The organism is Erwinia sp. S43, from assembly GCF_016624745.1.
Taxonomy (GTDB): domain Bacteria; phylum Pseudomonadota; class Gammaproteobacteria; order Enterobacterales; family Enterobacteriaceae; genus Erwinia; species Erwinia coffeiphila.
This window is the reverse complement of the sequence record NZ_JACVTX010000013.1, coordinates 1-25,393: the sequence shown is the minus strand read 5'-3', so window position 1 is coordinate 25,393 and position 25,393 is coordinate 1. Positions and strand designations below refer to the sequence as shown.

Genomic DNA, 25,393 nt, shown 5'->3' with positions numbered 1-25,393 from the left:
TTTATAGTGCGCCCCATTGTGGAAGCGTGGCCGAGTGGCTGAAGGCACCGGTCTTGAAAACCGGCGACGGGAAACCGTTCTAGAGTTCGAATCTCTACGCTTCCACCACCTAATTCTACGGGTCAGCGAAAGCTGGCCCGTTTTGCTATGCGAAAAATAAATTTGCAGGCAAAACGAATCCGCTAAGCTTGTCTCTGTCTCTGTCTCTGTCTCTGTCTCTGTCTCTGTCTCTGTCTCTGTCATTTTTGTACTGCAACATCATCGGTTTGAGATGAAAAACCGTCTGTTTTATAATCACTTGCCGCAATGTTTGCCTGTAAAACAGCCAAAAGAATTCAAATGTTCACAAAATCAACAAAATAGCGAAAAATAATCTTGGCAAACGAAAAAACTCCCCCTATACTGCGCTCCATCAGTTACCGGCACCTTAGCCGAAGCTGATACCGTGTGGAAGCGTGGCCGAGTGGCTGAAGGCACCGGTCTTGAAAACCGGCGACGGGAAACCGTTCTAGAGTTCGAATCTCTACGCTTCCACCATCCATTCTGACCCCGAGCTTGAAGAAGCTCGGGGTTTTTGCTTTTTACAGCTATCACCTCAAACGTCTTCTGTTTTCCCTCACATCCTGCTATTTTCTTGCTGTAATGAGCGATTGAGCATTACCGAAAACATCTTGTTTCTTTTCAATCTTCTAATGCCACTAAACCGCCGGGGGCAGAGTCTGCTATATTCTCAATATCGATGATGATTGTGAGTTTCTGGACTTTCTCTGGAGAGCGGTGGTGGTGACCCAGCGTTGTGCGCTGTTTTCTTCTGTGCTGCACGTTTATCTGCCAGTTATTCACCCTGATGAATCAATGGAATACACCTATGATTAAAAAGTTAAGTCTCTGTGCACTCGCTGTATGCTCTGCACTTTCCGGCGTGTCTGCATGGGCTGCCGATAGCGATTACCAGTTGGAACAGGTGCTGATGATGAGCCGCCACAACCTGCGTGCGCCGCTGGCGGACAATGGTAGCGTGCTGGCACAGGCGACGAAAAAAGCCTGGCCGAAGTGGGATGTACCGGGTGGTCAACTGACCACCAAGGGCGGCGTGCTGGAAGTTTATATGGGGCGCTATACCCGCGAATGGCTGGCGCAGCAGGGGCTGATTAAAGATGGCGAATGCCCGTCTCCTGACGCGATCTATGCGTATGCCAACAGCTTGCAGCGTACCGTCGCCACTGCGCAGTTCTTTATTACCGGTGCGTTCCCGGGATGTGATGTAGCGGTTTCTCATCAGGATGAAATGGGATCGATGGACCCGATCTTTAATCCGGTTATCACCAGCAACAGTGAAGATTTCAACAAGCAGGCGCTCTCAGCGATGAATGCCGAAGGCGAAAAGCTGGCGCTTAAGCCTGCATTCCAGCGCCTGGAAAAAATTATCGATTATAAAAACTCTGCGGCCTGCAACGGCAAAAAACAGTGCGATCTTTCCAGCACCAATCAGAACACCTTCAGCGCCGACAGCGGCAAAGAGCCCGGCGTTTCTGGTCCGCTGAAAGTGGGTAACTCACTGGTTGATGCGTTTACCCTGCAATATTACGAAGGCATGCCGCTCGACCAGGTGGCCTGGGGACAGATCAAAACTCCGGAGCAGTGGAAAGAACTGTCCGCCATTAAAAATGGTTATCAGGACACACTGTTCACCTCCCCTCTGGTCGCGCGAGAAGTGGCAGCCCCGCTGGTGGACTATATTCGCAGCATGCTGATCGACCAGGATAAAGACAGCGCACCGAAAGTCACGCTGATGGTCGGCCATGATTCTAATATCGCCTCATTACTGACCGCACTGGACTTTAAACCTTATGATCTAGCGGATCAGAACGAGCGCACGCCGATTGGCGGAATGATTCAGTTCCAGCGCTGGCTGGATAAGAAAAACAACCGTGAGCTGGTGAAGGTTGAATACGTTTATCAGAGTACCGAGCAACTACGCGATGCAGAACCTCTGTCGCTGGATAACCCGCCGAAACGCGTGACCCTGCAAATGGCCGGCTGCCAGACTGATGCTAACGGTTTCTGCCCGTGGGATCAGTTCACTGCGGTGTTGAATACTGCGCTGCAGGGTACGTCAATGCAGGTTGCTGAACCTGTTGCCGCCTCAGCCGATGCGGCTGACGTAACGAAAGAGGCATCGGACAAAGCTGCTGCCGATCAGGCTGCTGCTAAAGCAACACAGGATAAAGCCGCGACGGAGGCCAAAGATAAAGCGACGGCTGAACAGCAGGCAAAAGACAAGGCAGCTCAGGAAAAAGCGGCGAAGGAAAAGGCCGCCGCGGAGAAAGCGGCAGCTGACAAAGCTGCTGCTGAGAAAGCCGCAGCCGAAAAAGCTGCCGCAGAACAGGCAGCAAAAGATAAGGCGGCCGCCGATAAGGCCGCTGCTGACAAAGCGGCAGCGGATAAAGCCGCAGCAGAGAAAGATAAGGCCAGCGAACCTAAGACCGCTCAGCCTGATTCTGCCAGCAGTGCTGATAAAACACAGGCGCAGCCGTCAGCGAGCTGATTGCGTTTTTCCAGACCCGCCAACGTTAAAAGGCCGACACCCGGGTGTCGGCCTTTTTTTCACTATTTTCAAGGTGGGCTTATTTGCTGATCACCACCAGCTTTTGATTCACAAACTCTTTAATACCAAGATCGGAAAGCTCACGGCCAAAACCAGAACGTTTGATGCCGCCAAACGGTAACTCCGGTGCGGTATTACTGGCCGAGTTGATATACACCATGCCGGTTTCAATACGCGATGCCAGCGCTTTGCCGCGAGCGATATCTCCGGTAAACACGGCACCACCCAGACCATAGTGGGAGTCGTTAGCCAGTTCGACGATCTCATCGTCATTACGCACGATGTAGATCTGCGCTACCGGGCCGAAGAACTCTTCAAACCAGGCGGGATTATCGCGGGTTATTCCGGAAAGAATGGTTGGCTGATAGAAACAGCCTGCACCGTCCACCGGCTTGCCGCCCAGTACCAGTTTTGCGCCTTTTTCAACGGCCTGTTTCACCTGTTTCTCAAGGCGATCGCGCGCTTCAGCAGAAGAGAGTGGGCCAAGCGTCGTGTTGGGATCTAACGGATCGCCAATTTTCACCGCCTCAAAAGCAGCAACGAGTTTTGCCATAAACGTCTCGGCGATCTTCTCGTGTACCAGGAAACGTTTCGCGGCGGTACATACCTGACCACAGTTACTGAGGCGCGCACCCGCACCCGCCTTCACGGCTTTGTCCAGATCGCAGTCATCGAGCACCACGAAAACGTCGTTACCACCGAGTTCAAGGGTCGTTTTCTTCAGATATTTACCCGCCTGCTGCGCTACCGCGCTGCCCGCACGTTCTGAACCGGTGAGGGCTGCGCCCTGTACGCGGTCATCGGCAATTAACTCTGCGATTTGCTCATTACTGGCGAACAGATTGGTCCAGGCGCCCTCTGGCGCACCTGCCTGGCTGACCAGATCAGCAAACAGCGTTGCGCAATGCGGAACGTTTTGCGCATGTTTTGCCAGCACCGGATTACCGGCGGCGAGGTTAGGAGCCAGCACCCGCATCAACTGATAGAAAGGAAAATTCCACGGCTCAACGGCGACCAGCACGCCGATCGGATGATGTTCCACCCAGGCCTCACCCAGCTCGCTGGGATAACGTACCGGAGAGAGGAAACGCTCGGCGTTTTCGGCATAGTAGCGAGCGATCTGTGCACAAAGCTCAACTTCTCCCCGGCTTTGGCCAATCAGCTTGCCCATTTCTTCACTGGCGGCGGTGGCCAGTTCCTCTACGCGTTCCTCGATCAGCGTTGCCAGCTTCTGTAGTACCTGCAGGCGTGGTTGAATACTCCCTTTCGACCAGTCGGAGTGATACAACGCATCGGCGGTTGCCAGCGCCTGTTCTACCTGTTCGTCAGTGTGCGCGGGCCAGGACTTTATCAGCTTATTGCTCGCGGGATTGATGGTCTGATAGGACATTCTACGCTCCTTGGTCGTTAGTCAGCCCTGGCGGGCTGAAATGTGTCACGTGGAATTAAGCGTAGTAGAAACCTTGAAGGGCATGCCAGGTTATCGGAAGACTCCCAGTGGGCTACAAACAAAAAGGGCGGGAAAATCCCGCCCCTGTCTTCAGACGTTTTTGCGTTCGACGACTTTGTTATCCCAGGTCAGCACATCGTCTTCGGTTTTGTTGAATGCGCGGATAAGAACGTCGTCGCTTCCCTGCTGCGCCCAGATTTGTTCGGCAAGGCGTTCATCATAGTTAGCCACCTCAAAGATGGCTTCGGCGATTTCCAGCGAGGTACAGCGCAGGGCGGCCCATTCTCCTACATGATGAGCCTTAGATTGTTGTGTTGCCATAATTGCCTCCTGTCAGATTATCCGTTGAGTTTCACCGCCAGCCCGGCAACATATTCACCCTGATAGCGGGCAATATTGAGTTCTTCCTCACTGGGCTGACGGGAACCATCGCCGCCGGCAATTGTGGTTGCGCCATACGGCGTCCCGCCGCGCACTTTGGAGATATCGAACAGTTCCTGGCTCCCGTATCCGATGGGAACGATCACCATGCCGTGATGGGCGAGGGTGGTCCAGGTTGAGGTGATAGTTTGTTCCTGGCCTCCCCCGGTACCGGTAGAGGCGAAGACGCTGGCGAGTTTGCCGTAAAGGGCGCCGGAGGCCCAGAGCCCACCGGTACGATCGAGAAAGTTACGCATCTGCCCGGCCATATTACCGAAGCGGGTCGGTGTGCCAACCAGGATGGCATCATAGTCTGCCAGTTCTTTCGGGTCAGCCTCCGCTGCGGTCTGGCCGGTTTTACCGCCAACCTCGGCAAAACGGGCGGCATCCATCGTTTCCGGCACGCGTTTAATGGTGACTTCTGCACCAGGGACTTTACGGGCACCTTCCGCAACGGCCTGCGCCATTGTTTCAATATGTCCGTACATGGAGTAATAGAGCACTAGAATTTTAGCCATACGCTACTTACCTCCTCAAACGCCAGGTTAATTTTTTAACTGATTTTTCAGTATAGAAGAAGCCTCTGCGGCTGCCTGGCGGCAGATCAATTTTGTATTAAAAATCATTGCAGGATGGTCCAGGGTCTGACTATGCAGGCGACGGGCAGGGCCAGCAAACCCGGCAGAGGGGGATGAACGCAGCCCACACCGTGCGGTGCTTGACCGGCCGTCGTTATCCCCGCAAACTGACGCCAAAATTACAGCAGAGTGCGTTATGTCTGGTTTACTTTCCCGTTATAAATTCTCCATTAATACCAGCGAGCTGGTGCTTATTCTGATCACCATGGTCTGGGGTGGGACGTTTCTTGCCGTGCATCATGCGATGACCGTCAGCGGCCCGTTCTTTTTTATTGGCGTGCGGTTTGCCGTTGCGGCGCTGTTACTTGGGCTGGTTTCATGGCGCGTTATGCGCAACGTTACCTGGCCTGAGATCAAAGCCGGTGTGCTGATTGGCATTGCGATCGGGTTGGGATATGGCCTGCAGACTTACGGTATGCAAACCATCTCCAGCAGTAAGTCGGCCTTTATTACTGCAATGTACGTACCGCTCGTTCCGCTAATGCAGTGGGTGTTTTTGCGTAAAATGCCGGGGCTGATGTCGTGGATTGGCATTGCGCTGGCGTTCAGCGGACTGTTGTTGCTGGCCGGGCCTGATGGCGGAGAGGTGGCATTTAACGTCGGTGAAATTGCCACGCTGCTCAGCACGCTGGCGATTGCCGCAGAGATCCTGTTGATTGGAGCCAGTGCGGGGAAAGTGGACGTGCGGCGTGTGACCGTCATTCAGCTGGCCGCCGCCTCGATTTTTGGTTTTCTGATGATGGCCCCGAACGGCGAGTCTGTTCCGGCGTGGAGCCCGTATCTGCTGTACAGCGCGGTGGGCCTGGGTATCGCCAGCGCCATCATTCAGGTGACGATGAACTGGGCACAGCGCAGCGTTTCTCCGACCCGCGCCACCGTGATTTATGCCGGTGAACCGGTATGGGCAGGCGTTGTAGGGCGCATTGCCGGAGAACGCCTGCCGGCTATCGCTCTGCTGGGCGGCGCATTGATTGTGATGGGGGTGCTGGTTAGCGAGCTGAAACTGAAGCGCAAAAAAAAGGCGAAGGGATCGCCTTCGCCCGTAGAGTGTAAAAACGGCTAACTGTCCTGGCGTACTACGCTGCCGTCGCTTAAGGCAGCGGCACGCTTATGGCTCAGAATCGCATTGAGCAGAATCGCACCAAACGTCGCCGTGCCGATGCCGCCAAGTGTGAAGCTGCCGATTTTCAGTGCGAAATCACCCGCACCCAGTACCAGTGTCACCGCCACCATAATCAGGTTACCGTTCTGGCTAAGATCAACATTGTTCTGTACCCAGATCCGCGCGCCGGCCACGGCGATCAGGCCGAAGACCACGATCGAGGCACCGCCGATGACCGGGCCCGGAATCGTGTGGATCAGCGCACCAAACTTAGGTGAAAAGCCCAGCACCATGGCAATCAGCGCTGCTGCAACGAACACCAGTGTCGAATAGACTTTAGTGACGGCCATCACCCCGATATTTTCCGCATAGGTGGTCACGCCCGTTCCGCCTGCGCTACCGGAAATCATCGTAGCCAGACCATCACCGACGAACGCTCGCCCCATCCACGGATCGAGATTGCGCCCGGTCATTCCGGCTACGGCTTTGATATGGCCCAGATTTTCCGCCACCAGAATCACCGCCACCGGCGCGATCATCACGATGGCCTGAGTGCTAAACGTGGGTGACGTAGTCTGCGGCATACCGAACCAGGCCGCAGCGGCCAGCGGGCTGAAGTCCACCGGCGTGCCAAAACCCAGCACGTTGGTCATCAGTGCATAAATCGCCCATGCGACAATCAGCCCGACCAGGATTAGCAATCGCTGCACCATGCCGCGGGTAAAAACCGCCACCACGCCGATACACATCACCGTCATCACGGCCATCCAACTGTCGAACATCGAAGCGGATACGCCGCGAACCGCAATCGGCGCCAGGTTCAGGCCGATGGCCATGACCACCGCCCCGGTGACCACAGGCGGCATCATCTTTTCGATCCAGCGGGTTCCCGCCTTCATCACCACAAAGCCGATCAGCGTGTACAGCGCGCCGCAGGCAATGATCCCACCCAGCGCAACGCTGATATTGGGGTTGATGCCCTGGCCGTTAAACCCGGTGGCGGCGATCACCACGCCGACGAACGCCGCACTCGAACCGAGGTAGCTGGGAATACGCCCGCCGGTCACCAGAAAGAACAGCAGGGTGCCAATACCCGACATCAGGATCGACAGGTTAGGATCAAAACCCATCAGCAGCGGCATCAACACGGTGGCACCGAACATCGCCACCGCGTGTTGCAGGCCCATAATCAGGGTTTGCCCGACGGGCAACGCTTCATCGGGCGCGACAATATCCTGCGCTGACGCCGTTTTTTTCGACCATTGAGGAAACCAGGAACTCGCCATCGTCTTCTCCAGAGTGTCATAACCACATTGACCGGCCGCGTTGCCGCTGAATGAGCCAGTAGGTATGCGGGCCGTGTAGCCCGCGAAGAAAAATCAGAAACTGTGCTCTCCCACCGGGTGATAGCGGCGATCGAAATAGATCAGGCCGCTTCGGCTATCGCCAAACACCAGCGCGCGGGTTTCGCAGACCAGGATGTCATGTGTACCGACGCTCACAATCTGGCTGACGGTGCAATCAAATGAGGCCAGCGCGCCGCTGAGGATCGGTGACCCGGTTACCTGGGTCGTCCAGTCGGCGGCAATAAAGCGCTCGGCCATCGGCGTTTTACCACCGAACAGACCGGACAGCGACTCATGACCTGCGGCCAGCGTATTGACGCACAGCTGCATGTTCTCTCTGAATACCTCGTATACCGAGGCAGAACGATTCAGGCATACCAGCAGCGTCGGAGGTGAATCCGTGACGCTGCACACCGCCGAGGCGGTAAAGCCAGCGCGCCCCGCGGGGCCGTCGGTGGTGATAATATTGACGGCGGCGCCAAGGCGAGACATGGCATCACGAAACTGCTGTTTTTCTACCGTCGGGTCATTCAGGGTTTCAGCCATATCAGCTCCATATCAACGGTTTCGGGGCTGCGTTCGGTATGCTGCAGCCAGGTCAGTAAATGGTGATTAAAGGTGGCACTGTCGGTAACGCTCATGGCATGGCCCCCCCAGTTCATTTGTTGTAGCGTGGCATTGGGCAGGGCAGCATGCAGGCGTTCGGAACAGGTCCAGGGAACCAGCAGATCGTCGCGGGAGCAGAGCAGAAGTACCGGCTGGGTGATACGCGCCGCCTGCGTGCTGTAATCACAGCTCATCAGGGCGTGCAGTCGTTTAAGCAGATTCTCCATCCCCTGAAAATGCGCGGTATGCAGGGCATCTTCGGCTTCAATACGTTCCTGATGCTCCGACAGCCAGTCTGCGGGATAGAGAAACAGCGGCTGCGCGCGGACATAAGCCTCGACACCCGTATTGAGTAACAGATCCTGACGCACGCGAAAGCAGCGACGGGTATGGGCATCCAGCTGAAGCCAGCCGTTGACCAGTACGAGTCTTTCCACCCTTTGCGGATGGTCGAGCGCCAGCTGCATGGCGATCATCCCGCCCAGCGCGTGGCCGATAACATCGAAGCGTTCAATCCCATGCCGGTCTAGTAGCGCGATCAGCTCGTCGGCCATATCCTGCATGCTGTAACCGTCAGGCAGGCTGTCCGCGCTGCGACCGGTGCCGCGCTGGTCATATACCACCACGCGATAGGCGGCGCGAAGGGCGTTCATTTGCGGTAGCCAAAAGCTCCCCAGTCCGCCCAGTCCGGCGGACAGTACAAGGGTTCGTGCCTCGGGATCGCTACGGCCTGACAGTTCGATATGCATCAGATATCCCCTTATTTACCGATATGCGCCACGCTGGCGATTTCAACCAGTGCATCCGGTTTCACCAGCCCGCACTGAATGCAGAAACGGGCGGGCTTCTCGCCGGGGAAGTAGTCGGCATACACCGCGTTCACCGCCGCGTAGTTGCTCCAGTCGGTAATAAAGATGGAGTTAAAGGTAACGTCATCCATCGTGCCGCCAGCCGTTTCGATAACGCTCTTAATCGTTTCCAGCACATGGCGGGTCTGTGCCGCCGCGTCGCCAACGTGGACAACGTTATTGTCCTTATCAAAAGGCAACGTTCCGGAAACATACACGATACCGTCGGCCAGCGTTCCGGGGACGAAAGGTGCAATCGGGACGCTTGTCCCGGGGGGCGTAATAATGGTTTTAGGCATAATGGTTCTTCCTCAGTCAAGTGATGGTTATGCCGTTTGCGGCAGCGCGTTTTGCCCGGCCTTCAGCGTGGCGCAGAAACTGTCAACGTTGGACACCCAGCCGAAAAAGGTCTCGATATTGAAAATCGCCGCCTGCTGGGCAAACAGCGGTCCGGCCTGATAGGTCGCGTCTTCCAGTACGATGCCGAAATATTCGAGAAAGAAGCCATCACGCAGCGTTGACTCAACGCAGACGTTGGTCGCGATTCCGGTGAATACCAGATGGCGGATGCCGCGGCTGCGCAGCATGCTGTCGAGTGCGGTATTAAAGAAGCCGCTGTAGCGGGGCTTGGGTAAAACGATATCGCCGGGCTGCGGGGTAAGCTGATCGACCAGCTGATAGTCCCAGGTTCCTTTGGCCAGCAGTGTACCTTCCAGTTCAGGGCGCTGGCGCATGGTTTTCAGGGCGTTGGATTTATGCCAGTTTGGCGATCCGGGGCCGCCTGCTTCAACGTAGTTATCGTCCCAGCCGTTCTGGAACCAGATAATCTGTATCCCGGCTTCGCGCGCGGCGTTAACCGCAATGTTAATCCGATCGATAACCGGTCGTGTTGCCGAAACATCAAATCCTGCCAGGTCCAGATAGCCACCGGGCGTGGCGTAGGCATTCTGCATGTCCACCACGATCAGCGCGGTCTGCTCGGGCGGGAAGACGATATCCTCCGGACGGGCAGGGAGGGTAACGGCATGTGTTGTTGATGCGGTGGTACAGACTACGGCGCGTTTAGCGTTCATTATGCTACCTCTTTCGCGATATCAATCAGGCCAGCGCGGCTCTGCATCAGTGGCTGAATACGCTCACCGAAATCTTCAATTCCCTGCAGGAAATCATCAAACGTCAGCAGGATGCCCTGGGTACCGGCCACGGTGGCGGCTTCATCCAGCATGCGGGCCACGTTGGACCATGAACCCACCAGCGTCCCCATATTGATGTTGACCGCCGAAGTCGGGTCGGCCATCTGACGGACGTTGGTATCGCTCCCGGAGCGTTTATCCTGCTGGCTCTGGGTGGTCAGCCAGGCGAGTGCTTCCTCATCGGCACCGTCTTTGTAGTGCTCCCATTTGGCGCGGGCCGCCTCGTCGGTTTCCGCGGCAATAATCATAAACAGTACGTAAGAGCCCACGTCGCGGCCTGCGGCATCGGCAGCAGCCTTCATGCGAGCGGCGGTAGGTGCAAAAGCGGTTGGCGTGTTGACGCCTTTACCAAAGCAGAAGTTGTAGTCCGCATGCTGCGCCGAAAACGCCATTCCGGCATCGCTCTGCGCGGCGCAAATCACTTTCATCGGGCGCTGCGGCTGCGGGCTGAGGCGGCAGTCGTTCATGGTGAAGAATTCACCTTTCAGGTCGGATTTACCGGTGCCCCACAGATCGCGCAGCACGTTGACATATTCCGTCAGGTAGTCGTAGCGGCGGGAGAAATATTCATCGCCCGGCCACAGTCCCATCTGGTCGTATTCGGGTTTTTGCCAGCCGGTGACCAGATTCACACCGAAGCGGCCGCCGGAAATGGAATCAATCGTTGAGGCCATCCGCGCCACAATGGCCGGAGGCAGAGTCAGGGTGGCGGCGGTGGCATAAATCTCGATGCGGGAAGTCACTGCGGCCAGGCCGGCCATCAGCGTGAAGGATTCCAGATTGTGGTCCCAGAACTCCGTTTCACCGCCAAAGCCACGCAGCTTAATCATCGACAGGGCAAAATCGAAGTTGTAGGCCTCCGCTTTCTGCACAATGGCTTTATTCAGCTCGAAAGTTGGCATGTACTGCGGCGCGTTGCGGGAGATCAGCCAGCCGTTGTTACCGATAGGAATAAAAACACCGATTTTCATATGGAACCCTCTGATTAATTGAAAGATTTAATCCCGGCGCTGCGTTGCATCCTGCGGTTTCCATTAAAGCGGCGCGTTGCAGGAAATATTGCAAAGGTTATGCCAGAATTAAAAATGTTAATTAAAGCAATGGGTTGTTTTCGCTCTGTGAATTTAAAGGTAGAGCAGTCGGTCAAAACGGACCATTTGATAAAAAATAACTGCACAAATAACTGGCAGCGGTGCGCAATAAAAGTGCAGCGTCGCGATTAGGTGTGATTCGGGTGATTTGGTATTATCCCCGCAACCCATATGGATCACGGAGTCACGGTGAATTCGACAGATAAACAACCGGTCAAAGCCCCAACGCGGCGCTCCCGCGCGGTCGCGGCGAAGCGTTCCGCTATTCTGGCGGCGGCGCTGGAGTATTTTTCACAGTTTGGCATCCACGGCACCAGCCTGGATAAAGTGGCCGAACGCGCCGATGTATCCAAAACCAATCTGCTGTATTACTTCCCTTCTAAGGAAGAGCTGTACATTGCGGTGTTAAAAGATCTGCTGGATATCTGGCTGGCACCGCTGCGAGCGCTGTGCGCCGATCAGCATCCGCTGGAGGCTATTCGCCAATACATACGTCTTAAACTGGAGGTATCGCGTGATTATCCTCAGGCCTCCAGGCTGTTCTGTATGGAGATGCTACAGGGGGCACCGCTGCTGAAGGCTGAGCTGGCGGGGGATTTGCGTCATCTGGTTGAAGATAAGGCGACAATCATTGAACAGTGGGTTCGCGAGGGAAAACTGGCGGAAGTTCAGCCACACCATTTGATTTTTATGCTGTGGGCAACCACGCAGCACTATGCTGATTTTGCGACTCAGGTTGAAGCCGTGACCGGTCAGACGCTGAGCGATGAAGCCTTTTTCAATCAGACGGTGGAAAACGTGCAGAAAATGGTGATTGAGGGAATTCGCGTACGCCAGGTATAGCGGAGTGGTAAAACAGGGCGGTCCAGTCAAGGACTGCCCTGTAGCTAAGGCTTATGCCTGTTTACGGCTGCGCAGGAACCAGCCCACGGCCAGAATCAGGAACCACAGCGGCGTCACCATCAGCGCCTGGCGGGTATCTTCTTCCAGCGTTAACAGCACCAGTACGAAGGCGAAGAAGGCCATGCACACCCAGCACATAAACTTGCCCAGCGGCATTTTATAGCTCGACTCCGCATGGCGCTGCGGATGCTTTTTGCGGTATGCGAGGTAGGAGCACAGAATAATCGTCCAGACGAACATAAACAGGATGGCGGAGACCGTGGTGACCAGGGTAAACACCGTCATGACGTTCGGGATCAGATAAATCAGCGCCACGCCGCCCAGCAGGCAGAAGCAGGAGAAGAACAGACCGGTCGTCGGCACTGCACGGCTTGAAAGCACACCAAAACGACGATGCGCCACGCCCTGCTGTGACAGGCCGTACAGCATACGGCTGGTGGAGAAGATACCGCTGTTGGCGGAGGATGCCGCCGAGGTCAGCACTACGAAGTTAACGATGCTTGCCGCAGCCGGCAGACCAATCAGCACAAACATTTCAACAAACGGGCTACGGTCGGCGACGACCTGATTCCACGGCGTAACGGCCATAATCACCATCAGTGCCAGTACGTAGAACATGATGATACGCAGGGGAATGGCGTTAATCGCACGCGGCAACACTTTTTTAGGATCGTGCGTTTCGGCTGCTGCGGTGCCCACCAGTTCGATCCCAACGAAGGCGAATACGGCAATCTGGAAGCCGGCAAAGAATCCGCTCAGCCCTTTCGGGAACATACCGCCGTGATCCCAGATGTTGCTTAAGGATGCAGTACCGCCGCCCGGCGAAGGATAGTGCATGGCAACCAGTACAATACCGGTGGCAATCAGCGCTACGATGGCGACGATTTTAATAATGGCGAACCAGAACTCCATCTCACCAAACAGCTTAACGGTGGCGACATTGAGCGATAAGAACACCACGATACACAGCAGGGCGCTCATCCAGATAGAGAAGTCAGGGAACCACAGCTGGAAGTACGAACTGATGGCCACCACGTCGGCAATGCCGGTGACAACCCAGCAGAACCAGTAGGTCCAGCCGGTAAAATAGCCGGCCCACGGGCCAAGCAGGTCCGCCGCAAAATCGCTGAAGGATTTGTACTCAAGATTGGAGAGCAGCAGCTCACCCATAGCGCGCATGACGAAAAACAGCATAAAGCCGATGATCATATAAACGAAGATGATCGATGGCCCGGCCAGGCTGATTGTTTTGCCCGAACCCATGAACAGCCCGGTGCCTATTGCCCCGCCGATAGCGATGAGCTGGATATGACGATTATGCAGGTTACGCCTGAGCGTTTCCGGGCCTTCCTCTGAAAGCGTTGCCTCTTTTGATTGATCAACCATTAAGGTTCTCCTGTCGTGTTCTGTCCTGTGTAAATGAGTTAAAGCTCTGATGGCTTTTATTTCATTCGGTCCTGCCATGATTAGCTGGCATAAGATAGTGTAATAACGCGTTAAACGGGTAATTCTTTTCGGTAATAGTGATGGCGATCGAAGCGAATGATTCCGGTTGACACCACAGGAAGAGGAGCTTAACGCAAAATCAGAATGATAAAGCAGAAAAAACAACGACATTGCGTTAAAGCGGTATTGTCTGCTCAAAAAAACGCCATGCTAAAGGGGGCAGGGTTGGATTCCGGATTAGGAACGTCAAAGAGGAATTGTGTAAACAGATAATGGCTTGCGCCTATTTTGAACATTTATGGCGATTTCAGTTCATCGGCGAGGTTGGTTAATTCTATAAAAATCAATCAATTAGTTATCACCAGGTATTCTGGTTTGGCTGCAGTCACTGTCAGGGTAAGACAACATGCAGATCAGGGGGAAAAAAGCGCAAAGTTGATGTATGCTGATAAGATAAATCCTATGATACAAGTGTTATCTGAGGCTTAATGATTGTTGCAAAGTGGGAAGTCAGGACACTCAGGTGATAATAACATACGGTATTGTGATGGATTGGATAAAAGTTGGGCTTGTTTCGGTGAAAAAATAGCTACACTTAATAAAAATTAGTAAACGGTCCTGTAATTTACTCACGAAAACATTATTACAATAATCATTTATCTGGTCACATTTAATGTCTAATTACACAGCAATATTTACAATGAAAACCAGAATCAACGCGAGTGGGTTCCCTTACGTTCCGTTGGGGAATTGATGACTGCTGACACTTATTTCAATTGGCGAGACGAAGTTCAATTAGCATTCAGTAAAAAGACTGAAATTGAACAGGTGACTTTGTTAATTGAGCAACAGGCAAAACGCCTTGGGTTCGATTTTTATGTGCTTTTCATCAAGCACCCTGTGCCATTTACGCGGCCCAAAACCTTCTATTACTGTAATTTGCCTGAGAAATGGATAAATTTTTATTTTCAGGAAAACTATTCCCCTGTAGACCCGATACTGCAGAATTGTCAGCTCCCGGGAAGTCTGTGGGTGTGGGACGATGAGAGCGCAGGCGAAGGGGCCGTCATGATGCGTGCGGCAAGGCGGCATGGGATTTATCACGGCATCTCAATCTCAGCCATCGCACAAAACAGAGCAACGGGGATATTATCATTCGCCTCATCAGATCCGTTAAATAATGTAAAGTTAACTACCGAGTTACAACTTAAACTCCAGTATATGGTGGAACTGTCGCTGGCTACGCTCAGCCGGCTTGAAGATATTTCCATGGTCTCTGTGAAACTGGAATTAAGCGATCGCGAGCGCGAAATCCTTAAATGGACGGCGGAAGGGAAAACGTCAGCTGAAATATCGCTGATACTTTCTATTTCTCAACATACGGTTAATTTTCATCAGAAAAACATGCAAAAACGATTAAATGCGCCAAACAAGACGCAAATTGCCTCTTACGCAGCTGCAATCGGTTTGATCTGAAAGACAACGCAACTACTAATTTTGGTAGTTTCGTATTACTAACTGGTTGTCTACCCTTCGCAAGGGTAACAACCCTGCGCGTCCCGCCCGGGGCGGTTTTCGTGCGGGAGTGCGACGGGGATTTATAAATGAAAATTATCCAGACCAAACTGAAGGATATGCCTTCCTCGTTGCTGGCCGAATTGGGGAGCTACCGTTACAGCGTTTTTGCCAGAGAAGAAGGCTGGTCAATTCCTTCACGGCTCAGCACCCCTGGCCAGGAGTACGATCGCTTTGATCGTTCCGATGTCTGCTGGCTGATCGCCTGGCATGCACAGCACGGCATTTGCGGCTGTGCACGGCTGATGAAATGGCAGTGCCCGGAAAATAGCGAACTTTCTGACGCCGATCGGGAAAGCCTTGACGGTGGACAAATTTGGGAGATGTCCCGTTTTTCAGCGCGCCTGGAGATAGACAGTGAGCTGCCATTAAATATCTTATGGCACGCGCTTCAGCTCGCTGAACAGTCCGGAATCAGCAATTTATTCAGCGCCGCGACACCGATGCTGGAAAACATGTTCGGTCAGTATCAGGTTAACTATCTGCAACTGCCGCCGGGCGTCATTCAGTCGGAAGATAATCTCTTTGCTGTAAGAATACCGATTTCCCAGCCTCATCTGGCCAGCCGTTTTCATGGCTCAAGACGTTTTAAGCCCGAAGAGGTCCTGCCGTCTCTGGGCGTTTCAATCAGCTGGGGTATGCGCGGGCGCTAGGCCTGCCATTTCGACCACAGCGTTATCAACAGCCATGCCGCCGCGGACCAGCAGGCTACCGCGGCCATCAGTGCAGGCACCAGCCGCATCATATTGATGAAATACCACAGCGATAACAGATAAACGAAGTAGGGAATGATCGCCCACATGCCAAACAGGATGGTTGCGCGCAGCGCCTCAACTCCACGCTCGCTTCCGACGATATAGTGTGCAATTAGCGCAAAAGTGGGAAACAGGGGGATCAATCCGGCAAGATAGTAATTACGTGTTTTTGCAAGAATGCCGATGAGTAACACAACGACAGCACCAAGTATCGCTTTAATCAGTAAGGCCATTATTTCATCAACTGGTTATTGTTTATTTTTCTGAAGGCCTGACGCTTATCCGATGATGCAGAAGAGCGGTATCGTCAGGGAAAATTAGGTACGCCCGATGCCGACAGCGGGAACGATGTCACTGCTGCCGGCCCTGTCTGGTTACTGGCGGAAAGCGTGTTTGATTTGTTTTACGGTGTTGCTGAACACTTCAGCCTGCTGTTCATCTTCCAGGCCCGCAATGTAGCGCTCCATATTGATGATCACTTTGCCTGCGTCGGCCTGACCAATCGATTTCAACATCAGCGTAACCAACGCCTTCATGCAGGTGACTTCGTTAGCTAAAGCTTTAACGTCTTCACTGGTTGAAAAGTCAATCTGACTCATGATCTCTCCTGATAAATGATAAAAAACATGCTCCTGAGCCACAGGGCAGGGCGCGAAAAATTGTTAAAAGTATATCATACATAGCATAAAAAAAATCAGACGGGCACGCTTCGTTTTCGCTCTCGCTTACGAAGTAAAGCGTGGTGCAGTAACGGTAACGTCATCCTGCTTACTTATCGCTTTAGACTAGACTTAATTTAAGTTCGCAGAGATATCCGGATGTCTGTAGAATTTACTTAACGAAGAGCTGTCGCGATTGGTTTTATCTAACGCCATGTAATTATTGGCTATTGTGTATTTTATATTTATTTTGGTAAGTATTTATTGCAATTTTATCGACGATTATCAATGTCTTTGCCTTAGAGATTTTCTTGAGCGTTATTTTTTATTTTGCATTATGATTTAAGAAACGAAATTGTTAGTCGCTGTGTTAAATATGTTCTACCAGTGAAAAAAAAGTAGTAGAATAATGACCCTGCGTTATTGCACATCATCACCTGCCTCAGCCATTTAGGGAGTTCCGTTTGATAAGCGTTTTTCTCGTCGATGACCACGAACTGGTGCGTACAGGGATCCGTCGCATACTGGAAGATATCAAAGGTATCCAGGTTGTAGGTGAAGCCAACTGTGGTGAGGATGCAGTGAAATGGTGCCGCGGCAACAATGTTGACGTGGTACTCATGGATATGAACATGCCAGGCATTGGCGGCCTTGAAGCTACGCGTAAAATTGTGCGTTACTCGCCGGATGCTAAAGTGATTATGCTGACCATTCATACCGAAAGCCCGCTTCCGGCGAAGGTAATGCAGGCGGGTGCATCAGGTTACCTGAGTAAGGGTGCGGCTCCGCAGGAAGTGGTCAACGCGATCCGTTCAGTCAATGCCGGGCAGCGCTACATCGCCTCTGATATCGCGCAACAGATGGCGTTAAGCCAGATAGAACCGCAGTCAGAATCACCTTTGAGCTGTTTGTCAGAACGCGAACTGCAGATTATGCTAATGATCACCAAAGGACAGAAAGTGACTGAGATTTCCGAGCAGTTGAATCTCAGCCCTAAGACGGTGAATAGCTATCGCTATCGTATGTTCAGCAAGCTGAATATCAGCGGTGATGTTGAGTTAACGCATCTGGCTATTCGCTATGGTCTGTTCAATTCGGAACCGTTAATCAGCAGTGAGTAGTATGGTATTTGATGCCCGTTCCTTTCTGAAAACCGTTACCAGCCAGCCTGGTGTCTATCGTATGTACGACGCCAGTGAAACGGTCATTTATGTTGGTAAAGCAAAGGATCTGAAGAAGCGCCTTTCCAGCTATTTTCGCGGTAATCTTGCCAGCCGAAAAACGGAAGCGCTGGTGGCATTGATCCAGCAGATAGATGTGACCGTGACCCACACGGAAACAGAAGCCCTGCTGCTGGAACACAACTATATAAAGCTCTACCAGCCGCGCTATAACGTTCTGCTGCGTGACGATAAATCCTATCCTTATATCTTCCTCAGCGCTGATGCCCATCCGCGCCTTGCCAGCCATCGCGGTGCCAAACACGCGAAAGGGGAGTACTTTGGTCCTTTCCCTAATGGCTACGCGGTGCGGGAAACGCTGTCGCTGTTGCAAAAGGTGTTTCCCGTTCGCCAGTGTGAAAACAGCGTATACCGCAACCGCACGCGGCCCTGTTTGCAGTATCAGATTGGCCGCTGTTTAGGTCCCTGTGTAAGCGGGTTGGTGAGCGAGGAAGAATACGCCCAGCAGATTAACTACGTGCGGCTGTTTCTGTCCGGCAAGGACGATCAGGTTCTCAACCAGCTGGTCAGTCGGATGGAGGCTGCCGCCATGGATCTGCGTTTTGAAGAGGCTGCACGCCTGCGCGATCAAATCCAGGCTGTGCGCCGCGTAACGGAAAAACAGTTCGTTTCCAATCAGGGCGATGATATGGACGTCATCGGCGTTGCTTTCGATGGCGGCCTGGCCTGCCTGCACGTGCTGTTTATCCGGCAGGGCAAGGTGCTGGGCAGCCGCAGCTATTATCCGAAGGTCCCGGCAGGAACGGATCAGGCCGAGGTGGTGCAAACCTTCGTCGGGCAGTTCTACTTACAGGGCAGCCAGGCCCGAACGCTGCCGTCAGATATCCTGCTCGATTTCACTCTACCGGAAAAAGACCTGCTGGCTGAGTCCCTGACCGAGCTTGCCGGGCGGCGGGTCAGCATACAAAGCAAGCCGCGTGGCGATCGCGCGCGGTATCTGAAGCTGGCCCGGACCAATGCCGCCACGGCGCTGGCGACGCGGCTGGCACAGCATTCCACCGTTCATCAGCGTCTGTCAGAGCTGGCTCAGGTGCTGGAACTGCCTGAAATCAATCGAATGGAGTGTTTCGACATCAGCCATACGATGGGGGAGCAAACTGTGGCTTCCTGTGTGGTATTTGATGCTAATGGTCCGGTGCGCAGTGAATACCGGCGTTATAATATCAGCGGAATCACGCCAGGGGATGACTACGCGGCGATGAATCAGGTACTGCGCCGCCGTTATGGCAAAGAGCTGGAAGAGAGTAAAATCCCCGATGTGATTCTTATTGACGGCGGTAAAGGTCAGCTGGCGCAGGCGAAAAGCGTTTTTGCGGAACTGGACGTCAGTTGGGATAAACAGCATCCTTTGCTGCTCGGTATTGCGAAAGGCACCGATCGCAAAGCGGGACTGGAAACACTGTTCTTCGAACCGGAGGGGGAGGGCTTTTCTCTGCCGCCGGATTCCGCTGCGCTACATGTATTGCAGCATATTCGTGATGACTCTCACAATCATGCAATTACGGGTCATCGCAACAAACGGGCGAAAGTGAAAAATACCAGCGCACTGGAAACGATAGAAGGCATAGGCCCGAAACGTCGCCAGATGCTGCTGAAGTATATGGGGGGCCTGCAACCGCTGATAAATGCTTCGGTGGAAGAGATTGCCAAAGTACCGGGAATATCGCATGCGCTGGCCGAAAAAATCTTCTATGCGCTGAAACACTAAGCATTGCAACACCCGTAGCAATGTAGGAACATAGAGACAAATTCTACTCTGTCCAAACAGTTAGCATAATTATGCCATTTAATATCCCGACCTTACTGACCCTGTTTCGCGTAGTTTTAATTCCATTTTTCGTGCTGGCGTTCTACCTGCCGTTTGAATGGGCTCCACTACTTTGTGCATTGATCTTTGTCGTTGCTGCGGTAACGGACTGGTTCGATGGATTTCTTGCCCGTCGCTGGAAGCAAACCACCCGTTTTGGTGCGTTCCTCGATCCGGTGGCCGATAAGGTGATGGTTGCCATGGCGCTGGTGCTGGTGGCGGAATACTTCCACGCATGGTGGATCACCTTGCCTGCTGCAACCATGATTGCCCGTGAAATTATCATTTCTGCGCTGCGCGAGTGGATGGCGGAAATCGGTAAACGCAGCAGTGTTGCCGTATCCTGGATTGGTAAAGTGAAAACCACGGCGCAGATGTTGGCACTTTTTGCTCTGTTATGGCGTCCGAACTCGATCGTTGAGGGCATTGGGGTGGCCGCACTGTACATCGCCGCCGTGCTGACTTTCTGGTCAATGTTCCAATATTTGAGCGCTGCACGCGGTGATTTGCTCGAACGTTGATCGAAGCGACTTAAAAAGCAGCAAACGGACGCATTGTACGGATAATTTGATTGACTCAGTGCGCCATCTCAGTAGAATGCAACGCATCGAAAGGCAGCACGGTCTGCCAGAAGATAAAGCAAATCAGCAGCTTCTGAGTTTCACTCAAACAAAGTAGCAAAGTTGATGGCCAAGCGGGAATAGCTCAGTTGGTAGAGCACGACCTTGCCAAGGTCGGGGTCGCGAGTTCGAGTCTCGTTTCCCGCTCCAATTTAGGTTCTGTAGAGTTCCACTGAATTCTGCAAGCCATTGAAAACAGGGCCGAAAGGCCCTTTTTTCATTCCAGTGACGTCCACTGGAAACCGCCAACATCCGGGACTTTTAAGTCCATTTTTAAGTCCATGAATACGGGTAAGGCGCTTTCCGGATTGTTGCTGGAGGAGCGCGGTCAACGAGACAAGCATCTAGTCCTGACTCAAAGTTCAGGAGCTGGAGCATGGCACTCTCAGATATGGCCGCCCGGAACGCCAAGGCGACCGGCAAGGCTTACACCGTCAGCGATATCGACGGACTCTCCCTCGCGGTCTCTCCGACCGGAGGCAAGACCTGGCACTACCGTTACTACTGGGCTGGCAAGCAGAAGCGCATGTCGCTGGGCACCTACCCGGAGGTTGGCCTTCGGGAAGCGCGCACCCTTCGCGATGCGGCCCGTGCATTGCTGGCCAAGGGCATCAATCCCCGAGCGGACCGCAAGCAGAAGCGACAGGCTGTTCGGCTGGCCGATGAGCACACCTTCCAGGCGGTGTTCGATAAGTGGGTCGAGCATCGCAGGCTTGTCCTCAAGGAGGGGCGGCAAAGCACGCTGACGCAGATCCTTCGCATCTTCAAGAAAGACATTCTTCCGACGCTCGGAAAGCGCCCTATCTATGAAATTCAGCGGCCCGACCTTCTGGAGGTCGTTGCCAAGATCGAACGGCGGAAGGCGCTCAGCGTGGCAGAGAAGGTGCGCACCTGGTTCAGGCAGATGTTCCGCTATGCGCTGATCATCGTGCCCGGCTTGCCGCAGAACCCGGCGTTTGATCTGGATGTCGTCGCTCTGCCGATGCCTCCTGTTCGTCACAACCCGTTCCTGCGAATGGATGAGTTGCCGGCGATGCTGTCACGGCTGCGCAAGTACCACGGCCGTCTTCAGACCCAGCTCGGGCTGCGGCTGTTGTTCCTGACCGGGGTGCGTACCGGGGAGTTGCGCCTGGCGACACCGGATCAATTCCATCTTGACCAAGGCTTGTGGATCATCCCCCCGGAGGTCGTGAAGCAGTTGCAGCTTGAGATGCGGAAAGAGGGCAAGCGACCTGGTGATATCCCTCCGTACATCGTGCCTCTCTCGGCACAGGCCATGGAGATCGTCCAACACATGCTGGAGGAGTTCAAGCCGGCACAGCGCTACCTGTTTTCCCATGGCTGGGACCTGAAGAAGCGCATCAGCGAGAACACCCTGAACCAGGCGCTCAAGCGTATGGGCTATACCGATCAATTGACGGGCCACGGTATCCGGGCGACGATTTCGACCGCACTGAATGAAATCGGGTATCCGAAAGTCTGGATCGATGCGCAGCTTTCGCATTCTGATCCCGACAAGGTGAGCGCCGCCTACAACCACGCCGAATACGTGGAGCAACGCCGCCGCATGATGCAGGATTGGGCTGATCGGCTTGATCTGTTCGAGCAGCATCAGGTCGAGGCCGCGAGCATGCACCTGACCGTCCATCTGGAAGGTGTTCCGGAAGTGCCTGATGAAGTGCCAGAGGGCGCTGAAGCAGCAATGCCGCCTGCCCCCATCGTGTTGGTCTCGAAGCCTGGAGCGGGCATGCCGACGCTGCCGGACTCCGTGCATCGACTGTCCGCTATCACGGGACCGCGTACACCGCCGGTCTTGTCGGAAAGCCAGCGAGAGCAACTGGCGCGGTTGGACATCTTCAATTCGCCACACCTTCTTTCCGCAGCGGATTTTGCGAAGATGGCTGGGAAGTCGCGGCGGTGGATCAGCTACGAGATCAGCGGACGCAAGGTGCTGGCACTGAGCCTCGGCAACCTGGGGCAGCGCGTTCCGGACTGGCATTTCACGCCGCTGAAGCACAGGCTGATCCAGGCGGTGCTTAAATTCGCACGCGAGGCGGACTCATGGGAAATCTACCGGGCGCTTTCCCATCCGCACGATGACTTCAAGGGGCTTGCGCCGGTCGAAGCGGTGACCGCGGACAACCTGCATGAAGTCGTTATGGCGGTGTGCTTCTCATTGAAGGATAGTTCAGCGATGCTTCGGCTGGCGTGAGGTTGACTCTGGGGCATCTAGCAAAAACGAAGCATAGCCACAGGTAGTCTTACATGGACGATCCAATCATGTATTGATCTGTATCAATTCGTGATTGGATCGGGTAAAAAGGAGTCTCACATCGGCATGAAGATGCCATTTCTGGCCTGCGCTGCAGCTATCTGCGGACAGCGGCGTTCGAGGTCGAAAACTTTCAAAATGCTAGGCAACAGTCGGTGTTGGACCGATGAAAAACCAACCTGCCCGCGTGATAGCCGAGGTTGGTTCAACACAAGGGGGAGCGAATATGCAACGGATCGCCTCAAGTATCGGGGAAGCACTGTTCCCTGCGTTGGAGCAAGCGTTTTTTGCATGCATCCTGATTGACGACAACGACCACGTCCGCTTCTTCAATCAAGCCGCTGAGCAACTATGGGCGTGCCGGCGGGAAGAAGTTTTGGGCCAATCGGTGTTGACAACACAGTTGGTTCCGCCTCAATTGCGTGCACACTACGATGGTTTCATTCGTGAAAATGGCACAGACAACGCCTGGATTGCAGCTGGTCAGGCTCGCCAGTTACAGCTCTATCGCAAGGACGGCAACGCACTGTGGGCCTGCGTCACCCTACTGAGGCTGGATTTTGGTCAGCGTCCCCACTACCTGATCCTCGTAACCGATGAAACCGAAGAGGTCGAGCAGTCTCAGCGGTTGATGCTACAGATTAAGGCCTTCAATTGCACCCGTCAGCCCATGGCGCTGCTGGATGCAAAACGAAGAATGATACAGGTTAATCCCGCTTATACCAGCTTGTTCGGCTACGACGCTCAGGACATGCTAGGGCACAATCCAGTTTCCCTGCTCACTGGCGTCGAAGATACTCCGGAGGAAGTGGCTCGGCAAATGGCGCTTCCATGGGGACGCGAGCCCATCCTGCACGATAACACGGCGTCTTCAAAAACCGGAGACAATCTCTGGGTTCGGGTCATGAGCACGCCGATCGACGATGCCGGTGGCCCATTCAAGGGCTATTCCCTGGACGTCGTGCATGACATTACGGAGGAGCGACGTCTACGCGATCTGGAACGCGATTTTCTACAGGCACTCACCAGTAACTTGTCCTTCATTGAACAAGGGAATTTTCTATGCCAGCGACTGCATGAGATTGCACCCGACATTCTCCTGTCGATCATGTGTATCGATGAGCAATCCCGACTGCGACTGTGGGCTGCAAATGGGTTGTCCGAGGTCTATCTCCAGGCCATCGAGGGATTGGTGATAGGTGCCGATGTGGGAAGCTGCGGTTCGGCGGCGACGAGTGGTGAGCCGTCGATCTGCGTTGATATCGAACACTCCCCCCTCTGGAAGGACTATGTCGATCTGGCATTGCAGCATGGCCTGAGAGCTTGCTGGTCTTTCCCGATTAAGCTACGCAACGGCGAAGTGGCCGGGACATTTGCTTTCTATTCCACACAGCCCCGCGTGCCCAGTCCCTATCACCAGCGGATCGTCGAATCGTGCTCGCACCTGGCCATGCTGGCAATCGAGCAGGAAAAAAACCGAGGGCTCCTGGAAAAGCTCACCTATTTCGACCCGTTGACCGGGCTGCCGAACCAAGAACGTCTGAGGCGATACATCGACGATCTGCTGGTGCAGGACACGACGACGAATATTGCGATTCTGTCGCTGGGATTGGATCGCTTTCGCGATATCAACGAAGGGCTTGGGCACTCTATCGGCGACCAGGTACTGCTAGAGATAGCCAAAAGATTGCAATGGCGTCTGAAATCTCTGGGTTTGATAAGCAGGACTGAGGCCGATATTTTCGTCATCGTGGTACCAGGCCAGGATTTGAATTCCGTATTGCGGTTGGTGGAGCGGTTACAGGCAAGGCTTAGCAGGCCAATCCAGGCGGATGGTCATTCGCTGCAGTTATCGAGCAGTGTCGGGATCTCGCTGCATCCCGATCAGCCGGGCCTCGATCGGGAAACCTTACTGGGGGAAGCAAAAAAAGCGATGTACGAGGCCAAGTCTACCAACCGCGGTAGCTATCGCTTCTTCAGTCCCGAAATGAACGTGCGCGCCCGCGACAGGCTAATGCTGGGAACTGCTTTACGGCGGGCGCTGGCAGAAGGCGGATTACGCCTGGCTTATCAACCACAAATTCGTCTGAGCGATGGCCAACTCCATGGCGTTGAGGCGTTGGCGCGCTGGACAGACCCAGAACTGGGGCCGATCCCACCGGATATCTTCATACAACTGGCCGAAGAAACGGGGCAAATAGAAACGCTGGGGCGTTGGGCGCTACGCGAAGCCTGCCGGCAGATGGCTGCATGGCGTGAGCAGCGTGTAGTCGTTCCTGCGGTCTCCGTGAATCTGGCATCACCCAGTTTTCACGATCCCGCGTTGACGGAGTATGTCGCATCGCTTTTACGCGAGTATGACCTCGCCGGTGAGAACTTGACCATCGAGATCACCGAGAGCATATCCATCATGATGACCGACGATGCGCATCAGGTTATTGATGGTCTGCGTGCGTTGGGTGTTGGTTTATCTGTGGATGATTTTGGAACGGGGCACTCAAGCCTGTTTAATCTTTCACTTCTTCCCGTCACCGAGGTGAAGATTGATCGTGGATTTATCAGTAAATGCCTCACGGACACTGGTCTCAAGGCAATGGTAGTTGCAGTGATTGAATTAGGTAAAAGCCTGGGCATCAATGTTGTCGCCGAAGGGGTGGAATCACAAGAGCAACAGGATTTGCTCAAACAACACGACTGCCCGGTGGTTCAGGGGTATGCATATTCCCGCCCTCAGGAGGCCCTAGAACTGCCTGTATGGCTCGAACGCAGCTTTCCGGGGGGGGGGGGGGGTGGGCGTAAAAAACCCCCCCCTG

At 54.0% G+C, this 25,393-nt stretch carries 22 protein-coding genes and 3 tRNA genes; 13 read left to right on the top strand and 12 right to left on the bottom strand.

Annotated features, from left to right (window positions below; translation table 11 throughout):
- Window positions 1-20 precede the first annotated feature (20 nt).
- The 3 genes from IBT47_RS15935 to agp all read left to right on the top strand — a co-directional run bounded on the left by IBT47_RS15935 (window position 21) and on the right by agp (window position 2,548).
- A tRNA-Ser gene (locus IBT47_RS15935) sits at window positions 21-108 on the top strand.
- Between the two features lie 341 nt (window positions 109-449).
- A tRNA-Ser gene (locus IBT47_RS15930) sits at window positions 450-537 on the top strand.
- A 331-nt stretch (window positions 538-868) separates the two neighbouring features.
- Window positions 869-2,548 (top strand): bifunctional glucose-1-phosphatase/inositol phosphatase, encoded by a 1,680-nt coding sequence (gene agp, locus IBT47_RS15925; protein WP_200561376.1) that lies wholly within the window; start codon window positions 869-871, stop codon window positions 2,546-2,548.
- 79 nt (window positions 2,549-2,627) lie between these two features.
- Here the strand turns inward: agp and IBT47_RS15920 are convergent, their stop codons facing one another.
- The 3 genes from IBT47_RS15920 to wrbA all read right to left on the bottom strand — a co-directional run bounded on the left by IBT47_RS15920 (window position 2,628) and on the right by wrbA (window position 4,996).
- The gene (locus IBT47_RS15920) at window positions 2,628-3,998 is read right to left on the bottom strand and encodes an NAD-dependent succinate-semialdehyde dehydrogenase (RefSeq protein ID WP_200561373.1); all 1,371 of its coding nucleotides are present in this window, start codon (window positions 3,996-3,998) and stop codon (window positions 2,628-2,630) included.
- Window positions 3,999-4,148: 150 nt separating this feature from the next.
- Window positions 4,149-4,379 carry a YccJ family protein gene (locus tag IBT47_RS15915; protein ID WP_105593389.1) on the bottom strand — a complete coding sequence of 77 codons (231 nt, stop codon included), beginning with the start codon at window positions 4,377-4,379 and terminating at the stop codon, window positions 4,149-4,151.
- 17 nt (window positions 4,380-4,396) lie between these two features.
- Window positions 4,397-4,996 (bottom strand): NAD(P)H:quinone oxidoreductase, encoded by a 600-nt coding sequence (wrbA, locus tag IBT47_RS15910; RefSeq protein ID WP_200561371.1) that lies wholly within the window; start codon window positions 4,994-4,996, stop codon window positions 4,397-4,399.
- A gap of 256 nt (window positions 4,997-5,252) precedes the next feature.
- Here wrbA and IBT47_RS15905 point away from each other — a divergent pair, with 256 nt between their 5' ends.
- Window positions 5,253-6,179: a DMT family transporter gene (locus tag IBT47_RS15905; RefSeq protein WP_105593555.1), complete on the top strand. Its 927-nt coding sequence runs from the start codon at window positions 5,253-5,255 to the stop codon at window positions 6,177-6,179.
- Here the strand turns inward: IBT47_RS15905 and rutG are convergent.
- From rutG to rutA, 6 genes are all read right to left on the bottom strand, one after another.
- On the bottom strand, window positions 6,176-7,504 hold the full coding sequence (gene rutG, locus IBT47_RS15900; RefSeq protein ID WP_200548032.1) for a pyrimidine utilization transport protein G: 1,329 nt from the start codon (window positions 7,502-7,504) through the stop codon (window positions 6,176-6,178). The two genes, IBT47_RS15905 and rutG, sit on opposite strands and share 4 nt — an antisense overlap.
- 93 nt (window positions 7,505-7,597) lie before the next feature.
- The gene (gene rutF, locus IBT47_RS15895) at window positions 7,598-8,110 is read right to left on the bottom strand and encodes an NADH-dependent FMN reductase RutF (RefSeq protein ID WP_200561369.1); all 513 of its coding nucleotides are present in this window, start codon (window positions 8,108-8,110) and stop codon (window positions 7,598-7,600) included.
- A complete protein-coding gene (gene rutD / locus IBT47_RS15890) occupies window positions 8,095-8,919 on the bottom strand; it encodes a pyrimidine utilization protein D (RefSeq protein WP_200561367.1) in 825 nt (274 codons plus the stop codon). The genes rutF and rutD overlap by 16 nt, the downstream gene beginning before the upstream one ends.
- Window positions 8,920-8,930: 11 nt before the next feature.
- The gene (gene rutC / locus IBT47_RS15885) at window positions 8,931-9,317 is read right to left on the bottom strand and encodes a pyrimidine utilization protein C (protein ID WP_105593384.1); all 387 of its coding nucleotides are present in this window, start codon (window positions 9,315-9,317) and stop codon (window positions 8,931-8,933) included.
- Window positions 9,318-9,344: 27 nt separating this feature from the next.
- Window positions 9,345-10,091, bottom strand: coding sequence for a pyrimidine utilization protein B (gene rutB, locus IBT47_RS15880; RefSeq protein WP_105593383.1), 747 nt, complete (start codon window positions 10,089-10,091; stop codon window positions 9,345-9,347).
- Entirely contained in the window at window positions 10,091-11,182 is a 1,092-nt protein-coding gene (gene rutA / locus IBT47_RS15875) for a pyrimidine utilization protein A (protein WP_105593382.1), read from the bottom strand. Before rutA ends, rutB begins: the two co-directional genes overlap by 1 nt.
- A 291-nt stretch (window positions 11,183-11,473) precedes the next feature.
- Between rutA and rutR the strand changes: the two genes are divergently transcribed.
- On the top strand, window positions 11,474-12,145 hold the full coding sequence (rutR, locus tag IBT47_RS15870; protein ID WP_200561365.1) for an HTH-type transcriptional regulator RutR: 672 nt from the start codon (window positions 11,474-11,476) through the stop codon (window positions 12,143-12,145).
- Between the two features lie 51 nt (window positions 12,146-12,196).
- Here rutR and cycA read toward each other — a convergent pair whose 3' ends face one another.
- On the bottom strand, window positions 12,197-13,591 hold the full coding sequence (cycA, locus tag IBT47_RS15865; RefSeq protein WP_105593380.1) for a D-serine/D-alanine/glycine transporter: 1,395 nt from the start codon (window positions 13,589-13,591) through the stop codon (window positions 12,197-12,199).
- An 813-nt stretch (window positions 13,592-14,404) separates the two neighbouring features.
- On the opposite strand from cycA, the gene sdiA reads away from it, so the two are divergent.
- Complete coding sequence (gene sdiA, locus IBT47_RS15860; protein ID WP_200561363.1) at window positions 14,405-15,127, top strand: transcriptional regulator SdiA; 723 nt, start codon at window positions 14,405-14,407, stop codon at window positions 15,125-15,127.
- A gap of 128 nt (window positions 15,128-15,255) precedes the next feature.
- On the top strand, window positions 15,256-15,879 hold the full coding sequence (locus tag IBT47_RS15855; protein ID WP_105593378.1) for an acyl-homoserine-lactone synthase: 624 nt from the start codon (window positions 15,256-15,258) through the stop codon (window positions 15,877-15,879).
- Here the strand turns inward: IBT47_RS15855 and IBT47_RS15850 are convergent.
- Window positions 15,876-16,214, bottom strand: a complete 339-nt coding sequence (locus IBT47_RS15850; protein WP_105593377.1) for a GlpM family protein — start codon at window positions 16,212-16,214, stop codon at window positions 15,876-15,878. The two genes, IBT47_RS15855 and IBT47_RS15850, sit on opposite strands and share 4 nt — an antisense overlap.
- A gap of 141 nt (window positions 16,215-16,355) precedes the next feature.
- On the bottom strand, window positions 16,356-16,580 hold the full coding sequence (locus IBT47_RS15845) for a DUF2594 family protein (protein WP_105593376.1): 225 nt from the start codon (window positions 16,578-16,580) through the stop codon (window positions 16,356-16,358).
- A gap of 524 nt (window positions 16,581-17,104) precedes the next feature.
- On the opposite strand from IBT47_RS15845, the gene uvrY reads away from it, so the two are divergent.
- From uvrY to dosP, 6 genes are all read left to right on the top strand, one after another.
- Window positions 17,105-17,761: a UvrY/SirA/GacA family response regulator transcription factor gene (uvrY, locus tag IBT47_RS15840; RefSeq protein ID WP_105593375.1), complete on the top strand. Its 657-nt coding sequence runs from the start codon at window positions 17,105-17,107 to the stop codon at window positions 17,759-17,761.
- Between the two features lies 1 nt (window position 17,762).
- Window positions 17,763-19,589, top strand: a complete 1,827-nt coding sequence (uvrC, locus tag IBT47_RS15835) for an excinuclease ABC subunit UvrC (RefSeq protein WP_200561361.1) — start codon at window positions 17,763-17,765, stop codon at window positions 19,587-19,589.
- Window positions 19,590-19,660: 71 nt separating this feature from the next.
- Window positions 19,661-20,209: a CDP-diacylglycerol--glycerol-3-phosphate 3-phosphatidyltransferase gene (pgsA, locus tag IBT47_RS15830; protein ID WP_105593373.1), complete on the top strand. Its 549-nt coding sequence runs from the start codon at window positions 19,661-19,663 to the stop codon at window positions 20,207-20,209.
- Window positions 20,210-20,382: 173 nt separating this feature from the next.
- Window positions 20,383-20,458 (top strand) — tRNA-Gly (locus tag IBT47_RS15825).
- Between the two features lie 226 nt (window positions 20,459-20,684).
- Window positions 20,685-22,520 (top strand): integrase arm-type DNA-binding domain-containing protein, encoded by a 1,836-nt coding sequence (locus IBT47_RS15820; RefSeq protein ID WP_200561359.1) that lies wholly within the window; start codon window positions 20,685-20,687, stop codon window positions 22,518-22,520.
- Between the two features lie 226 nt (window positions 22,521-22,746).
- A partial coding sequence (gene dosP / locus IBT47_RS15815) for an oxygen-sensing cyclic-di-GMP phosphodiesterase DosP (protein WP_200561357.1) occupies window positions 22,747-25,393 on the top strand: 2,647 nt, incomplete at its 3' end.

Excerpts from the sequence above, each read along its gene's own strand:
- agp (WP_200561376.1), top strand. The coding sequence starts at position 869 with ATGATTAAAAAGTTAAGTCTCTGTGCACTCGCTGTATGCTCTGCACTT.
- IBT47_RS15920 (WP_200561373.1), bottom strand. The coding sequence starts at position 3,998 with ATGTCCTATCAGACCATCAATCCCGCGAGCAATAAGCTGATAAAGTCC.
- IBT47_RS15915 (WP_105593389.1), bottom strand. The coding sequence starts at position 4,379 with ATGGCAACACAACAATCTAAGGCTCATCATGTAGGAGAATGGGCCGCC.
- wrbA (WP_200561371.1), bottom strand. The coding sequence starts at position 4,996 with ATGGCTAAAATTCTAGTGCTCTATTACTCCATGTACGGACATATTGAA.
- IBT47_RS15905 (WP_105593555.1), top strand. The coding sequence starts at position 5,253 with ATGTCTGGTTTACTTTCCCGTTATAAATTCTCCATTAATACCAGCGAG.
- rutG (WP_200548032.1), bottom strand. The coding sequence starts at position 7,504 with ATGGCGAGTTCCTGGTTTCCTCAATGGTCGAAAAAAACGGCGTCAGCG.
- rutF (WP_200561369.1), bottom strand. The coding sequence starts at position 8,110 with ATGGCTGAAACCCTGAATGACCCGACGGTAGAAAAACAGCAGTTTCGT.
- rutD (WP_200561367.1), bottom strand. The coding sequence starts at position 8,919 with ATGCATATCGAACTGTCAGGCCGTAGCGATCCCGAGGCACGAACCCTT.
- rutC (WP_105593384.1), bottom strand. The coding sequence starts at position 9,317 with ATGCCTAAAACCATTATTACGCCCCCCGGGACAAGCGTCCCGATTGCA.
- rutB (WP_105593383.1), bottom strand. The coding sequence starts at position 10,091 with ATGAACGCTAAACGCGCCGTAGTCTGTACCACCGCATCAACAACACAT.
- rutA (WP_105593382.1), bottom strand. The coding sequence starts at position 11,182 with ATGAAAATCGGTGTTTTTATTCCTATCGGTAACAACGGCTGGCTGATC.
- rutR (WP_200561365.1), top strand. The coding sequence starts at position 11,474 with ATGGATCACGGAGTCACGGTGAATTCGACAGATAAACAACCGGTCAAA.
- cycA (WP_105593380.1), bottom strand. The coding sequence starts at position 13,591 with ATGGTTGATCAATCAAAAGAGGCAACGCTTTCAGAGGAAGGCCCGGAA.
- sdiA (WP_200561363.1), top strand. The coding sequence starts at position 14,405 with ATGACTGCTGACACTTATTTCAATTGGCGAGACGAAGTTCAATTAGCA.
- IBT47_RS15855 (WP_105593378.1), top strand. The coding sequence starts at position 15,256 with ATGAAAATTATCCAGACCAAACTGAAGGATATGCCTTCCTCGTTGCTG.
- IBT47_RS15850 (WP_105593377.1), bottom strand. The coding sequence starts at position 16,214 with ATGGCCTTACTGATTAAAGCGATACTTGGTGCTGTCGTTGTGTTACTC.
- IBT47_RS15845 (WP_105593376.1), bottom strand. The coding sequence starts at position 16,580 with ATGAGTCAGATTGACTTTTCAACCAGTGAAGACGTTAAAGCTTTAGCT.
- uvrC (WP_200561361.1), top strand. The coding sequence starts at position 17,763 with ATGGTATTTGATGCCCGTTCCTTTCTGAAAACCGTTACCAGCCAGCCT.
- pgsA (WP_105593373.1), top strand. The coding sequence starts at position 19,661 with ATGCCATTTAATATCCCGACCTTACTGACCCTGTTTCGCGTAGTTTTA.
- IBT47_RS15820 (WP_200561359.1), top strand. The coding sequence starts at position 20,685 with ATGGCACTCTCAGATATGGCCGCCCGGAACGCCAAGGCGACCGGCAAG.